The sequence below is a fragment of the Sphingomonas sp. R647 genome, assembly GCF_020177055.1.
Lineage (GTDB): Bacteria > Pseudomonadota > Alphaproteobacteria > Sphingomonadales > Sphingomonadaceae > Sphingomonas.
In genome coordinates this window covers 94,348-109,509 of the sequence record NZ_JAIQXT010000004.1, presented here as the reverse complement: position 1 = coordinate 109,509, position 15,162 = coordinate 94,348, and the positions used below count along the sequence as shown (strand labels likewise).

At 66.4% G+C, this 15,162-nt stretch carries 13 protein-coding genes; 9 read left to right on the top strand and 4 right to left on the bottom strand.

Annotated features, from left to right (window positions below; translation table 11 throughout):
- Positions 1-74: 74 nt before the first annotated feature.
- The 5 genes from K9B35_RS10615 to K9B35_RS10595 all read left to right on the top strand — a co-directional run bounded on the left by K9B35_RS10615 (position 75) and on the right by K9B35_RS10595 (position 5,505).
- Entirely contained in the window at positions 75-1,109 is a 1,035-nt protein-coding gene (locus K9B35_RS10615) for a phosphatidylinositol-specific phospholipase C1-like protein (protein WP_224921814.1), read from the top strand.
- 24 nt (positions 1,110-1,133) lie between these two features.
- Positions 1,134-2,540, top strand: coding sequence for an alkaline phosphatase (gene phoA, locus K9B35_RS10610; protein ID WP_224921813.1), 1,407 nt, complete (start codon positions 1,134-1,136; stop codon positions 2,538-2,540).
- Positions 2,541-2,693: 153 nt separating this feature from the next.
- A complete protein-coding gene (locus K9B35_RS10605) occupies positions 2,694-3,800 on the top strand; it encodes a phospholipase A (RefSeq protein WP_224921812.1) in 1,107 nt (368 codons plus the stop codon).
- A gap of 20 nt (positions 3,801-3,820) precedes the next feature.
- The gene (locus tag K9B35_RS10600) at positions 3,821-4,366 is read left to right on the top strand and encodes a peroxiredoxin (protein ID WP_224921811.1); all 546 of its coding nucleotides are present in this window, start codon (positions 3,821-3,823) and stop codon (positions 4,364-4,366) included.
- A 113-nt stretch (positions 4,367-4,479) separates the two neighbouring features.
- On the top strand, positions 4,480-5,505 hold the full coding sequence (locus tag K9B35_RS10595; RefSeq protein WP_224921810.1) for a GGDEF domain-containing protein: 1,026 nt from the start codon (positions 4,480-4,482) through the stop codon (positions 5,503-5,505).
- A gap of 427 nt (positions 5,506-5,932) precedes the next feature.
- Here the strand turns inward: K9B35_RS10595 and K9B35_RS10590 are convergent, their stop codons facing one another.
- Together K9B35_RS10590 and K9B35_RS10585 are read right to left on the bottom strand one after the other, a co-directional pair.
- The gene (locus tag K9B35_RS10590) at positions 5,933-6,412 is read right to left on the bottom strand and encodes a DUF421 domain-containing protein (protein WP_224921809.1); all 480 of its coding nucleotides are present in this window, start codon (positions 6,410-6,412) and stop codon (positions 5,933-5,935) included.
- Positions 6,412-6,942, bottom strand: coding sequence for a hypothetical protein (locus K9B35_RS10585; protein ID WP_224921808.1), 531 nt, complete (start codon positions 6,940-6,942; stop codon positions 6,412-6,414). The genes K9B35_RS10590 and K9B35_RS10585 overlap by 1 nt, the downstream gene beginning before the upstream one ends.
- A gap of 97 nt (positions 6,943-7,039) precedes the next feature.
- Between K9B35_RS10585 and K9B35_RS10580 the strand changes: the two genes are divergently transcribed.
- Genes K9B35_RS10580 through K9B35_RS10570 form a run of 3 tightly spaced genes read left to right on the top strand, consistent with a single transcriptional unit; the run spans position 7,040 to position 9,868 of the window.
- A complete protein-coding gene (locus tag K9B35_RS10580) occupies positions 7,040-7,891 on the top strand; it encodes an SDR family oxidoreductase (protein ID WP_224921807.1) in 852 nt (283 codons plus the stop codon).
- 49 nt (positions 7,892-7,940) lie between these two features.
- Positions 7,941-8,942, top strand: a complete 1,002-nt coding sequence (locus K9B35_RS10575) for a threonine aldolase family protein (protein ID WP_224921806.1) — start codon at positions 7,941-7,943, stop codon at positions 8,940-8,942.
- Complete coding sequence (locus K9B35_RS10570; RefSeq protein ID WP_224921805.1) at positions 8,939-9,868, top strand: DMT family transporter; 930 nt, start codon at positions 8,939-8,941, stop codon at positions 9,866-9,868. The genes K9B35_RS10575 and K9B35_RS10570 overlap by 4 nt, the downstream gene beginning before the upstream one ends.
- Here the strand turns inward: K9B35_RS10570 and K9B35_RS10565 are convergent.
- Entirely contained in the window at positions 9,778-10,602 is an 825-nt protein-coding gene (locus K9B35_RS10565) for an NAD(P)-dependent oxidoreductase (RefSeq protein ID WP_224921804.1), read from the bottom strand. The genes K9B35_RS10570 and K9B35_RS10565 overlap by 91 nt on opposite strands.
- Positions 10,603-10,626: 24 nt before the next feature.
- A complete protein-coding gene (locus tag K9B35_RS10560) occupies positions 10,627-12,291 on the bottom strand; it encodes a M28 family metallopeptidase (RefSeq protein ID WP_224921803.1) in 1,665 nt (554 codons plus the stop codon).
- Between the two features lie 129 nt (positions 12,292-12,420).
- Between K9B35_RS10560 and pepN the strand changes: the two genes are divergently transcribed.
- The gene (gene pepN / locus K9B35_RS10555; RefSeq protein WP_224921802.1) at positions 12,421-15,033 is read left to right on the top strand and encodes an aminopeptidase N; all 2,613 of its coding nucleotides are present in this window, start codon (positions 12,421-12,423) and stop codon (positions 15,031-15,033) included.
- Positions 15,034-15,162: the final 129 nt, after the last annotated feature.

Genomic DNA, 15,162 nt, shown 5'->3' with positions numbered 1-15,162 from the left:
GTCATATTCCACTGATAGCGCGCGGACTGGCGGCCTTTTCGGCACGCCGGTCCGCCTGCTTTCCGGAGTCCGCCATGTTCTGGCTGTTCGCCCTGCCGATGATCGTCGCGACCGAAGTGCCGCTTCGCATGAACGACCTGACGATGGTCGGCACGCACAACAGCTACAAGCTGGCGATGCCGGCCGAGCGGATGGCGCAAGTGCGTGCGGTCGATCCGGCGAGCGCCGATGCGCTCGACTATGCCCATCGCCCGATCCTGGAGCAGCTGAACGCGGGTGCGCGCCAGCTTGAGCTGGACATCTGGTACGATCCGCGCGGTGGCCTCTATGCCGACGGGTCGGACGATCCGGCGATGCAGCAGCCGGGGTTCAAGGTTCAGCATATGGCCGGGTTCGACAATCGCTCGAACTGTCTTACGCTGGTCGCCTGCCTGACGATCATTCGGAACTGGTCGGACGCCAATTCGGGTCATGTGCCGATCCTGCTGATGTTCAATACCAACGACAATGGCCGGTTCGTGAAGGGCGAGCCTTACAGCGAAACCGCCTATGACGCGCTTGATGCCGAAGTGCGCTCGGTGCTGTCGCCCGACAAGCTGATCGTGCCGGATGATGTGCAGGGCGATCATCCGACGCTGCGCGATGCGGTGCTGGCGAATAACTGGCCGACGCTTGCCGCGTCGCGCGGCAAGTTCATGTTCGCGCTCGACGAAGGTCCGGCCAAGGTCGCGCTCTATCGCGGCGCGCGCCGCTCGCTCGAAGGGCGGGTGTTCTTCGTCAATACCGACGAGCAATCGCCCGCAGCCGCCTATCTGACGCTCAACGATCCCATCGGGCAGGCCGATCGCATCGCCGCCGCGGTGAAGGCGAACTTCATCGTGCGCACCCGCGCGGATGTCGCCACCCGCGAAGCGCGCACCAACGATACCCGCCCGCGTGACGCTGCCCTGCGCAGCGGGGCGCAGTACATCTCGACCGACTATCTCTGGCCCGACCCCCGCTTTGCCGGCGACTATCGCGTGGCCCTGCCCGATCGCGCCGTCGCATTGTGCAACCCAGTGCGCCGACCACTGGGGTGCCGCACGATTACCGAACCTGCTAACCGCTGACCGACAGTACCGGAGCTTCAATCGATGATCTCACGCCTTGCCCTTGTCGCCCTGCTCGCCCTCACCGCGCCGACCGCGCTGGCGCAGGACGCTGCACCCGTTCCGGCACAGGGCGCGCAGGCAGATGCGCGCGCGCCAGGTGGCGCGCGCCGCGTGGAGGAAGACAGGAGCGACGCCTATCGCAAGCTTCTCGCCAAGGGTGAGGTGCGCAACGTTATCCTGCTGATCGGCGATGGCATGGGCGATTCCGAAATCACCATCGCGCGCAACTATGCGCAAGGGGCAGGGGGCTATTTCAAGGGCATCGACGCGCTGCCCTTTACCGGCCAGATGACCCATTATTCGCTCGACCGTGAAACGGGGAAACCCAACTACGTCGCCGACAGCGCCGCGACCGCGACTGCCTGGGCGTCGGGCGTCAAAAGCTATAACGGCGCAATCGGCGTCGACATCCACGGCAAGCCGCACCGCACGCTGATCCAGATTGCCAAGGCTGCCGGACTCGCCACCGGCAATGTCTCGACCGCCGAAATTCAGGACGCGACCCCCGCGGCGTTGGTGGCGCATGTTACCCAGCGCAAATGCTATGGGCCGGAAGCGACCAGCAAGACCTGCCCGACCAATGCGCTTGAAAATGGCGGGCTGGGATCGATCACCGAACAGCTGCTCGACACGCGGCCCGACCTGATCCTGGGCGGCGGCGCGGCGAGCTTTGCCGAGAGTGCCAAGGCAGGGCCGTACGCCGGGCGCACGCTGATGGATCAGGCACAGGCACGCGGCTTCCACATCGTGCGCGATGCTGCGGAGCTCGACGCAGTGACGCAGGCCGATACCCGCCAGCCGCTGATCGGCGTGTTCGCGCCGGGCAACATGCCGGTGCGCTGGATCGGCCCGCGCGCGAGCGCTCGTGGCAATATCGACAAGCCCGCTATCACCTGCCAGCCCAACCCCCAGCGGACCGCCGAATTTCCGACACTCGCGGCGATGACGCGCAAGGCGATCGGGTTACTCAAGGGCAACCGCAAGGGCTTTTTCCTCCAGGTCGAGGGCGCGTCGATCGACAAGCAGGATCATGCCGCCAATCCGTGCGGCCAGATCGGCGAGACGGTCGATCTTGACGAGGCGGTCCAGGCCGCGCTGGAATTCGCGCGCGCCGATGGCAACACGCTGGTGATCGTCACCGCCGATCATGCCCACACCAGCCTGATCGTCGGCAACGGCACCCGCGCGCCCGGCCTGACCGCTGCGCTCAACACCCGCGAAGGCGGCGTGATGACGGTGCATTACGGGACGGCGGAGGAAGGGTCGCAGGGCCACACCGGAGGCCAGCTGCGCGTCGCCGCCTATGGCCCGCGCGCGGTGAATGTCAGCGGCCTGCTCGACCAGACCGACCTCCATTATATCATCCGCGACGCCCTCGGGCTGGACTGACTCGTTCGGTCCCAAAGATCGTTCCGGAGCGAATGATCCGGTTGCGGATCGTCGCCGGTTGCATGGGTGTCATCAAAATCGCCAGGCGCGATGTGAGGGCAGAGTCGGGAATTCCGACTCGCAAACGTCATCGTGCGCTGGCATCCCGAAACCATGCGAAGCCTGATCCTTGTCGCCGCCGCCACGCTGGCGCTTCCCGCTGCGGCGCAGGTCCGCGCCGTGCCGACCCAGCCCGACTCGGAAGCTGGCGCGCTACGCGGGGTCGAAGTGATCCTGATCAATGAGGGTTCCACTGCAGTCGCCGCAGAAGGTCCGCGCACGATCGAGGTGACCGCCGCCGACGGGACGCGCCTGATCCTCGAGCGCCTGCCTGCTCCCGCTGCGACGATTCAGCCGGGGAGCTTTGCCAAGGCGCGCTACGTCCCGACAGGCTATGCCGCGCGCCCCGCGTACAAGCCGCTGCCCGGAGCGCCGCTGCCCGAGGGCGTGGGAACAGCGTGGACTGGCGACTCACCCGCCACCGCGCCGCGCACCCCCGATACGGGCGAGCGCGAAACACCGACCGCATCCGGCACCGCATCGGGCTTCCTCGACCGCTTCACCCCGCACGAGCCAGTCTATGGCGCATTTGGCCTGGGCGACTCGGGCGGCAAGCTACAGGTCAGCTTCGCGTTCCAGCCAATCGGCGGGGAGGGCGCGTTCAGCCATTTGCGCTTTGCCTATACCCAGACGATGTTCTGGCGGCTCGACCTGCCGTCCGGCCCGTTCACCCACACCACCTATTCGCCTGAAGTTTATGTCGAGCGCGCGATCGATCCGAGCGCGACGATCGGCATCGGCTGGCGGCATGATTCGAATGGTGAGGGGGAGGCGACCTCGATCGATTCGAACCGCATCTTCATGCGCGCGACCAAGGCATTCGACCTTGGCGACGGCTGGCGCGCGGAGGTGACGCCGCAGGCGTGGGTCTATGTCGGCAAGCAGGGGGTCGCGCCCGATCTCGACCGCTATTGGGGCAATGGCTCACTCGGCCTCGCACTGGTCAAGCCCGACAGCCTCAAGCTAGCGGTCACGCTGCGCGGCAGTCCCGACAGCGGGCGCGGCGCGGCCGAGTTGTTCGCATCCTACCCACTCGCGCGGATCGACGACGATCTCGGCTTCTATCTCTTCGCCCAAGGCTTTACAGGCTATGGCGAAGCACTCGACGATCATCGCCGCCGCGATACCCATGCGCGGATCGGGATCGCCCTGACCCGCTAAACGATGCCGAGGAGAGACCCATGCGCCTGAAACTCGCTCTTGCCGCCCTGATACTGCCGCTGACCATGCCGGCCACCGCCGCGCTTGCGCCGGGGGCCAAGGCACCCAATTTCACGGCAAAGGGTGCGATCGCCGGGCGCGACTTCACCGTGAACCTCGCCACTCAGCTCAAGAAGGGGCCGGTCGTGCTCTATTTCTTCCCGGCGGCCTTCACCCCCGGGTGCAGCGCCGAGGCGGCGGCATTCGCTGCGGCGGTCGATGATTTCAAGGCGGCGGGCGCGACGGTGATCGGCATGTCGGCGGACCCGGTGGACAAGCTGCGCGATTTTTCGGCGAAGGATTGCGCCGGCAAGTTCGCGGTGGCGAGCGCCAGCCCCGAAGTGGTGCGCGGCTATGACGTCGCGCTGGGCCGTCAGGTGCAGGGCCGTGAGGTCACCAACCGCACCAGCTATGTGATCGCGCCGGATGGCAAGATCATCTACGCGCACAGCAATCTCAGCCCGGCCGATCATGTGCGGAACACGCTCGCCGCCGTGCGCAGCTGGCATGCCGCCAAGAAGCGCTGACTCGTTACGGGCGTAACCCGTTTCACCGGATATTAGCAGTTTCGGGTTTAGGTCCGGTCACGAACGGGTCGGCGCGCATCGGGCGTGCACCTTGAGAATCGGAGGACGAATTGGTGAGGCTGGCGAGGGCGTCACGTACGGACGAGGCCGCTGATCCGGCGCGCCAGCTGTACGAACGCATCGGCACATTCCTGTTCGACCAGCGGCTTGACCCGAGCCCCGCCAACTTCGCCTTTGCCTGGCATTTGCTGCACGATCCCGAGGGTCCGCTTGCCCAGGCGGTGGAAAACCTGACCGAGGGCGGCGTCCGGCTGACTCAGCGCGACATCGAATCGCTCGGCTGCGAACCGCCGGCCAACGCTGCCAAGGCGCGCGAAAAGGTCGATGGCCTCGTCGCCAAGACGCAGATGCAGGTCGAAGGCTTCCAGGACATGGTCCAGGCGATGCGCGCCGAGACCGCCGGCTTCGGCCGCGACCTTGCCGCCAGCGCCGATGCGATCCGCCGGTCGAGCGAAGGGCCGCATGGCGGCGTGCTCGAAGAGGTGTCGCGGATTACCGGCGCGATGCTCGAGCGCGTCCATCGCGCCGAGTCGCAGCTTGAAAGCGCGACGCGTGAGGCGACCGAATTGCGCAGCGCGCTTGAGGAAGCGCGTGACAATGCCCGGCGCGACGCGCTGACCCAATTGCCCAACCGGCGTGCGTTCGAGGAAGCGTTCAGCGCGCAACAGGCATCGGGCGCGCGGCTGTGCATCGCGGTATGCGATGTCGACCACTTCAAATCGGTCAATGATCGCTTCGGCCATGCCGTTGGCGATCGCGTGTTGCGCACCATCGCGCAGGCGCTGAGCGAAGTCTGTGTCGGCCATCTCGTCGCCCGCCATGGCGGCGAGGAGTTCGCGATCCTGTTTTCCGGCATCGGCATCGCCAAGGCGCGCGACATCATGGAAAATGCGCGGTCGATGGTCGCGTCGAAACGCTACCGGCTGCGGGAATCCGATATGCCGATCGGTGAGATCACCTTCTCCGCTGGCCTGACCCGCGTCCATATCGGCGAATCGCTCGTCGACAGCTTCGACCGTGCGGATACGAAGCTCTATGAGGCGAAGAATGCGGGCCGCAATCGGGTTATCGGCGGCTGAACGTTGGTAAAATATCCCAGATTGCCTGGTGTATTTTCCCACAATCCCACACAACAAAATTACAAATGCTGCTAAATCAATGATTTAGTGAAGTTGGCACGCTCCCTGCAATCTATTTGGCATCCCGGCGGAACGGTCCGACGGGAGGTCAAAGAGGGAGAATTTCCATGGCTATCCGTTTCGAATCGCTCGCCCGTTCCGCCGTCGCGCTGGTCGGCGCTGCTGCTTTCACCCTGATGATGGTCGCCAACACCGTCAGCCTCGGCCCGATCGCCTGATCCAGCCGCATCCAACAGGGAGATAGATGATGATCCGTCAGCTTTTCGTCGCGCTCGTGTCGCTCGGCCTCACCGCCGCCATGGTCGCCAGCACCATCGCACCCCAGTCGGCAGGCTTCATCGCCTGACCGGCGGGGTGCGCCCCCGCCTTATGCGGGCCGCGCATCCTCTGCTTTTGCGGGCTCACCGTCCCCGCGCTTGATGAAGCTGATCCGCCCCTCGGGCTCCAGGATCGCCCAGGCGACATCGCGGACACACGCAATCCCCGCCAGCCGCATTTCCGATTCCAGTTCGCGCCGCGTCAGCCGGTCGCGTTTCATATTGGCCTCGATCCACGCTCCATCGCGGATCAGCACGCGTGGCTCACCCTCAATCGCCCGCTCGGCCCGCGGCCAGCGATAGCTGACCCAGCCGAGCACGGTCGCCCAGAACGCAAAAGTCGCGATCGCCAGCGTCGCCCCGGTCAGGCTGAAATCATTATGGGTGATGCCCTGCTGGATCAGGTCGCCCAGCACCACCAGCATCACCAGTTCGAACGGGGTCATCTGCCCCAGCTCCCGCTTGCCCATCAGGCGCAGCAGCCCGAACAGCAAGGCGAACATCACGCTCGCGCGGATCACGATATCCATCAGGGCAGCACCGTGATGCTGATCGGCGCCGCGACCAGCTCGCGCTCCCCGTCCAGCAGGGCGATCCGACCCTTGGTCGCCGCGAACAGGGGCGGATTGATCTGGCCGTCGATCTTGATCGCGAGCGTCTCGCCGGTGGCGAGCGGGCCATAGTCGAAGGTAAAGGCGTCATCCTTGACCGCCTCCTCGCTGGCGGCCGGGATCATCGTGTTGATCGTCATGTCGCGCCACAGCGAGCGGCTGACGCTGACCACCGCCTTGTCGATCGGCTCGCGGGCCGTGATCTGCACGCGCGTTTCGAAAAACATGCCGTTGCGGATCACCCGCGGCGTCGCAACCTCCAGCCGCGCTGCGGGCGCGTCAGCCACGATCGGCCGCACCTTGCCGCCACCGAATACCCCGAGCAGCGCGGCGAGCATCACCGTCGCGAGCAGCATGATCGCGATCCAGCGTCGCCACTGCCCGCTGCGCGGCGCGACATGGGCCGGATCGATCCCGTCGGGGAAGGGGGTGGAAGGAGATCCGGTCATCGCGGCGGTGAAACGAGCGGCATGGCCACTGGTTGCGCCGGAACCGCAACGCGCGCGTCCTGTTCTTGTCGCAGCGGGGGCGCAACTGGAGCAGAATATGACCGACACCGCCGCGATGATCCACGAAGACGCGCTGCCCGGGGAGGAGCGGACGCTCGACCCCCAACCGCAATGGCAGCCGCGCTATCCCGGTTCGGGTCGCCTCGATGGCAAGGTCGCGCTGATAACCGGCGCCGACAGCGGCATCGGCCGCGCCGTCGCCGCGCTGTTCGCACGCGAAGGCGCCGATATCGGCATCCTCTATTTGCTCGAGGACGCCGATGCCGAGGAAACCAAGCGGATCGTCGAGGCCGAAGGGCGGCGCGCGATCCTGATCAAGGCCGATGTCGGATCAAAGAAGATGTGCGACCGCGCGGTGGCGCAGGTGATCGACGCTTTTGGTCGGCTCGACATCCTGATCAACAATGCCGGCGAACAGCATCCCGACAAGGACATTCGCGACATTACCGAGGAGCAATTGCTCCGCACGTTCCAGACCAACATCTTCGGCATGTTCTACATGGTCCAGGCCGCGCTCCCGCATCTGAACAAGGGCGCCGCGATCGTGAACTGTACCTCGGTCACCATGTACCAGGGGTCGGCGGAGCTGCTCGACTATTCGAGCACCAAGGGCGCGATCACCGCATTCACCCGGTCGCTGTCGGAAAATCTGGTCGGGAAGGGTATCCGCGTCAACGCGGTCGCGCCCGGGCCGATCTGGACCCCGCTCAACCCGTGTGGCGGCGCATCGCCCGAGAAGCTCGAAACCTTTGGCGAGGATACCCCGATGGGCCGTCCGGGCCAGCCCAACGAGGTCGCCCCCGCCTTCCTGTTCCTCGCCTGCGCCGATGCGAGCTACATGTCGGGACAAGTCCTCCACCCCAATGGCGGGATCATCGTCAACGGATGACACACGGGGCTGATTGACCGGGATCGCATGGCGGCGCATCTGGGCCGCCATGCGCTTCTTCTCCGACAACGCCGCCCCCGCCTGTTCCGAAGTCCTGGCGGCGTTGTCCGACGCCAATGTGCAGGACGCCGCCTATGACGGCGACCGCTGGAGCGCCGCGCTCGATGCGCGCTTTTCGGAGTTGTTCGGGACTGAGGTCGTGGTGCTGTGGGTGCCGACCGGCACGGCGGCCAACTGCCTCGCGCTCGCGTCGCTCTGCCCGCCCTATGGCGGCGTGGTGTGCCACCGCGAGGCGCATATCCAGATGGATGAGGGCGGGGCGCCCGAATTCTACACCCATGGCGCCAAGCTCATGCTGGCCGAGGGGCCGGGCGCGAAGCTGATCCCCGATGCGATCCGCGCCGTCCTCGACTCAGTAAAGTCCGGTGTGCACTGGGTGCAGCCGCACGCGATTTCGATTACCAACGCCACCGAATATGGGCTGGCCTACAGCCCGGCTGAGGTCGCGGCGATCGGCGACCTGGCGCGCAGCCGCAATCTGGCCCTGCATATGGACGGCGCGCGCTTTGCCAATGCGCTGGTGCATCATGGCTGCGATCCGGCGGATGTGACCTGGCGCGCCGGGGTCGATGCGCTGAGCTTTGGCTTCATCAAGAATGGCGGCATGGGCGCGGAGGCGCTGGTGTTCTTCCGCCCCGATCTTGCCGAGACGTGCAAGATGCGCCGCAAGCGCGCGGGGCATCTTCAGTCCAAGGGCCGCTATCTCGCCGCGCAGTTGATTGCGATGCTCGATGACGATGTCTGGCTGCGCAACGCTCGCGCCGCCAACACGGGTGCCGCACTGCTGGGTCAGGCCGCGCCGCACCGGCTCGTCCATCCCGTCGAATCCAACGCCGTGTTCGTGCGCCTGACCCCCGCCGAAGCGGCATCGCTGCGCGCGCAAGGCTTCGACTTTTACGACTGGAACGAGGGCGAGGCGCGCTTCGTCGTCGCCTGGGATCAGGACGCGGCGGCGGTTGCCCCGCTCGCCGCAGCGCTCGCCGCGCTGTGAGCGATCCCGCGCCAACGGGTCCACGGCCCAATTCGACCAAGCTCGCGGTGCTGATCCCGTTCGGCATCGTCACGCTGATCTGGGGATCGACCTGGCTGGTAATCACCGGCCAGCTTGGCGTCGTGCCGCCGACCTGGTCGGTCACCTATCGCTTCCTCGTGGGCGGGATCGCGATGCTCGCCTGGGCAGCATGGTCGCGCCAGCCGCTGTGGCTCGACGCGCGCGGCATGGCGTTCGCGGTGTTGCTCGGGCTGATGCAGTTCGTGCTTAATTTCAACTTCGTCTACCGCGCGGAGATGCACGTCACGTCGGGGCTGGTCGCGGTGGTGTTTGCGCTACTGCTGGTGCCCAACGCAATTCTGTCGCGCCTCTTCCTTGGCCAGCGCATGGGGCGGCAGCTGCTGGTGGGCTCTGCCGTGGCGATGACGGGCGTGGCGCTGTTGTTCACCCATGAGATCCGCCGCGATCCGTCGGCTGCGGACGAAGTCTATTACGGCATCGGCATCACCCTGCTCGGCGTGATCTGCGCGTCGGTCGCCAATGTCATGCAGGCGACGGAGACGTCGAAGCGCTATCCGATGGCGACGATGATCGCGTGGGCGATGCTGGCGGGCGCCACGATGGACGGCGCCTTCGCCTGGGTCACCACCGGCCCGCCGGTGTTCGAATGGACCGCAACCTATATCGCCGGAGTCCTGTATCTCGGCATCGTCGCGTCGGCCGTGGCCTTCCCGCTCTATTTCGGCATCATCCGCGTCATCGGCCCGGCCAAGGCGGCCTATTCCAGCGTGTTGATCCCGGTGATCGCGATGCTGCTCTCGACGCTGTTCGAAGGCTATCGCTGGTCGCTCCTCGCAGGGGCGGGGGCGGCGCTGGCGGGGGTCGGGCTGGTCATGGCGCTCAAGGCGCGCAGGCCGGCACGATAATCGGGAAAGCGCGGCGACCAGTTCAGCACGCGCTTCGCCTTGCCGTTCGCGACCCGGCGGTTCTCGGCATAAAATGCGCGCGCCTGCGGGGACAGCTGCGCCTCAGCCAGCGGAACGAGCGGCGGGACGGGTAGTCCCAGCACGCGGCATCCGAACGCGATCACGTCCGACTGCGGCGCGGGCGCGTCATCCGACAGGTTATAGGCCCCCGGCGGCGCGTCGAACGCCGCGATGACCCCGGCGGCGAGGTCGGTGACATGGATGCGGCTGAACACCTGTCCCGGCACGTCGATCCGCCGCGCCTCGCCTGCGCGGATGCGGTCGAGCGGCGAGCGGCCCGGGCCGTAGATGCCGGGCAGGCGGAACAGCCGCGCGCCCAGGTCCAGCCACGCTGCATCCGCCGCCGTGCGCGCAGTGCGTCGCCCGGTCCCTGTCGGCGCGCTCTCATCCACCCAGCCACCCTGCGCGTCGCCATAGACCCCGGTCGAGGACAGATAGCCGAGCCACGCTCCGCTATCCGCCAGCGCTGCGCCATAGGTCGCCAGCACGGGATCGGCCTCACCCGGCGGCACCGAGGAGAGGATATGCGTCGCCTGTGCGATCTCGAACCGCACCCGGTCGGACTCGTCAAAGGCGAGGTTGCCTGCGCTTCCCGTCGCCATGACGCGCGCGGCGGGCAGCGCCGCGGCGACATGCCGCGCGCTGTAACCGAGGCCAAAGATCAGGAGGCGCATCGCGCCTCCCCGATCCGGTTCAGCTCACTTCGCGCCATATCCGTTGTACAATGTTCCGAAGAAATCGCCCTTCTTCCAAGCCGGACGCGCATCTGCATCGGCGATTTCGCGTGCGATCACGTAATTCGCCTCGATGAAGCGGACGCCCTGATCCCACAGGATTTCGGGGTTGGTGATTTCGTCCGATGCGCGGTGGTAGCGGGTCGTCAGGAAACGGTCGAACGCCTCACGGCCCACGCCTGCCATGCCCGGCCACAGGAACACCGACGGCACGCCCTGCTGGACGAAGCGATAATGGTCGGAGCGGACGAAGAAGCCCTGCTCCGGCATCGGGTCGGTACCGACGCCGACGCCGACCGTGGCGGTCGCGCGGGCGACGATGTCACCCAGCGTCGAACGCGCCGCGCCGAACGCAATCATATCCTCGAACTTGTAGGTGATGACCGGCATGTCGAGATTGACGTTGGCGACAATCTTGTCCTTCGGCACGGTCGGGTTGTGCGCAAAGTAATCTGCTCCGATCAGCCCCTTTTCCTCCGCCGTCACCGCGAGGAACATCACCGAGCGGCGCGGCGCCTTGCCCGAATCGCGGAAGCGCTTGGCTTCCTCGATCAGCGAGGCGATGCCCATCGCATTGTCCATCGCGCCGTTATAGATGGTGTCGCCCTTCGCATCGGGGCGGCCGACGCCGACATGGTCGAGATGCGCGGTCAGCACGACCACCTCGTCCTTCAGCGCGGGGTCGCTGCCCGGGATGATCCCGGCGACGTTGGAGCTCATCACCATCTTGCGCTCGGTCTTGAGCGCTGCGGCGAGCGTTGCGCGCGTCGCGAAGGACTTGAGCACGGGCTTGCCGTCGGCAACCGCCTTGGTCGCTGCGGCCCAGCCCTTGTCATTGCCAAACAGCTTGGCCGCGCCCGCCGTGCTCAGCGATGCCAGCGTCGGCGTCCCCTTGGCGGGGAGATGGCCATTGCCCTGCGCATCGGCCCAAGTCATCCGCCACTCGTTCCAGAAATCGACCATCTGCGCGAACGGGCGACGCGAACCCGGCGTTTCGATCAGGATCACGCCCGCCGCACCCTTGCTCGCCGCGATCGCCGCCTTGTTGGCGTTGCTGCCGAAATGCGCGCGTTCCTCGCCGTCGAAGGTGCCGGGGGCGCCGCCAAAGATCGCGACGATCTTCCCCTTCACATCGACGCCCTTGTAATCGTCGCGCTTATACTGCGGCGCGACGATGCCGTACCCGGCGAACACCACGCCCGCATCGATCAGCGTGCTCAACTTTTCGGGATCGCCGCCGGGGATGTAATCCTTGCCGAACTCCAGCGTCACCGGCGTGCCACCGCGCGTCACGGTCAGCGTGCCCTTGTCCGCCGGGCGATAGCTCAGCAGCGGGACGGCCTGGAGGTAGCTGCCCTTGTCGCCAGCCGGACGCAGCCCCGCCGCATAATATTGCGACGCGACATACTCTGCGGCGATGTCATATTCGGGCGAACCCGCGTCGCGGCCCTTCATCGCGTTGGAGGCGAGGAACATGACATGCGCCTTCATCGCCGCCTCGGCGGGCGGGAGTGGCGCGTTGACGCGGGCATTATCCTCAGCCGTGGTGTCGGCGGGTGCCTTGGCGTCCTGCGCGAATACGGCGGGGGACAAAGAGATCAGCGAGAAGGCGATCGTCGAGCGCAGCAAGCGGGATTTGAACAAGGCTGAGAACTTCCGGTTGAACCAAAGATGGGGTGAGGCGTAGCATTCCGGCGATACACCGCAATCGAATTTCTTCGCGTGCCGCATCGCGCGCTCGCGCGTAAAGGCTCTGACATGATCGACGCTCTCGACGCCACGCCCGCCCTGCAACCCCGCGTGATCCGCCGTGCGGACTATGCCCAGCCCGACTGGCTGGTGCCCGATATCGCGCTCGATTTCGACCTGGCACCGGGCGGTACTCGCGTTCGCGCAACCCTGTCGGTCACGCGCAACGGCGCGCATGATCGCCCGTTGCGGCTCGACGGTGATGCGCTGACCGTACTGGCCGTGCGGGTCGATGGCGGTGAAGCCGTTTGGCGGATGGATGGCTCCGCGCTGGTGATCGACCTGTCCGGCGACGCGCATGTGATCGAGACCGAGGTCGAGATCGTCCCCGATCGCAACAGCCAGCTGATGGGGCTCTACGCCTCGGGCGGCAATCTCTGCACCCAGTGCGAGGCGGAGGGCTTCCGCCGCATCACCTTCTTCCCCGACCGGCCCGATGTGCTGTCGCGCTACCGGGTGAAGATGACCGCCGACAAGGCGCGCTACCCCGTGCTGCTCGCCAATGGCGATCCGGTTGCTTCGGGCGAGGGCGAAGGCGGCAAGCATTGGGCCGAATGGCACGATCCCTTCCCCAAGCCGAGCTACCTCTTCGCTTTGGTCGCCGGCGACCTCGCCGCCAACCGCGCGACTTTTACCACCGCCAGCGGACGCGACGTTCAGCTTGGCATCTGGGTCCGCGAGAAGGATCTGGCGAAGACCGATCACGCGCTCCACGCGCTCAAGCTCAGCATGGCATGGGACGAGCGCGTATATGGCCGCGAATATGACCTCGACGTTTTCAACATCGTCGCGGTCGATGATTTCAACTTCGGCGCGATGGAGAATAAGGGGCTGAACATCTTCAACAGCCGCTACATCCTCGCCGACCCCGATACCGCGACCGATTACGACTATGACGCGGTCGCCGCGGTGGTCGCGCACGAATATTTCCACAACTGGTCGGGCAACCGCGTCACCTGTCGCGACTGGTTTCAGCTGAGCCTCAAGGAAGGCTTCACCGTCTATCGCGACCAGTGTTTCTCGGCCGATCAGGGCTCGGCTGCGGTCAAGCGGATCGAGGATGTCCGCGGCCTGCGCGCCGCGCAATTCCCGGAGGATGCCGGGCCGCTCGCGCACCCCGTCCGCCCGGATGACTATATCGAGATCAGCAACTTCTACACCGCGACCATCTACAACAAGGGCGCGGAGGTGATCCGCATGATCGCCACGATCCTCGGGCCGCAGAAGTTTCGCGCCGGCAGCGACCTGTATTTCGAGCGGTTCGATGGCACCGCCGCGACCTGCGAGGATTTCGTCGCGTGCATGGAGGAGGCGAGCGGCGTCGACCTGACCCAGTTCCGCCTGTGGTATTCGCAGGCCGGCACCCCGCGCATCTCGGCAACGCTGGAGCATGAAGCGGACGGCGCGCGCGCCACGCTGACGCTGCGCCAGACCGTGCCGCCCACCCCGGGCCAGTCGCGCAAGGACGCGATGCTGCTCCCGCTGCGGATCAAGCTGTTCGGCAGCGAGACCGCCGCGCCAATCGCCGATGAGCGGCTGGTGATGCTCGGCGATCCCGAGGCGAGGATCGTATTCGACGGCGTCACCGAACGCCCGGTCCTGTCGGTCAATCGCGGCTTCTCCGCCCCCGTCATCGTAGACACCAACCGCAGCGCCGCCGATCTCGCCTTCCTGTCGGCACATGATGACGATCCCTTCGCCCGCTATGAGGCGATGCAGCAGCTGATGCTCGACACGCTGGTCGGCGCGGTGACCAAGGGCCATGTCGACCATGCCCCGGTGATCGCGGCGGTGGCGAATACGCTCGCCGATCCCGCGCTCGACCCTGCCTTCGTCGCCGAAGCGGTGCTGCTGCCCTCGGACAGCTTCATCGGCGACCAGCTGGCGGTGGTCGATCCCGAGCTGATCTTCCAGAAGCGCGAGGCGCTGCGCCGCGACCTTGGCCGCGCGCTCGAACAGCAATGGCGCACGCTCTATGAAGGCGTCCGCGCCAACCGCTTCGAATATTCCCCGGCGGGCAAGGGCGCGCGACGGATCAAGTCGGTCGCGCTCGGCTATATCAACGCCAGCGGCGCGGCGGACGGGCCGGAGCTGGCGTTCGCGCAGTTCGAGAGCGCCGATAACATGACTGACCGTCAGGGCGGGCTGATGGCGCTCGCCAACATCGCGTCGGACACCGCCGATGCGCGGCGCGTCGCGGCGCTCGACATCTTCTACCACCGCTACAGCGACAATGCGCTCGTCCTCGACAAATGGTTCCAGACCCAGGCGCTGTCGAGCCGCCCGGACACGCTGGCGGCGGTGCAGGAACTGGCGCGGCACCCCGATTTCAGCCTCGCCAACCCCAATCGCGCGCGCGCTTTGGTAGGCGCCTTCGCGGTCAACCAGCGCGCGTTCCATGGCGCCGATGGCGGCGGCTATCGCTTCGTCGCCGACCAGTTGATCGCGCTCGACAAGCTCAACCCGCAAACTGCGGCGAAGCTCGTCCCCCCGCTCGGCCGCTGGCGCCGGTTCGACGCGGTGCGTGCGGCAAAGATGCGCGCCGAGCTGGAACGCATCCTCGCCCAGCCGGGGCTGAGCAAGGACATGACCGAACAGGTGAGCAAGAGCCTGGAGGGGTAGGGGGCTGATTTGATTTGTGTTCAGCTACGCTGAACGCGGCACCGGCCCGCTCCCCCACCCGGCCACCCATAGAATACACTGGCGTTGGGTGGCCGGGTGGGGGAGCGGGCCGGTGCCGCCACTACGACA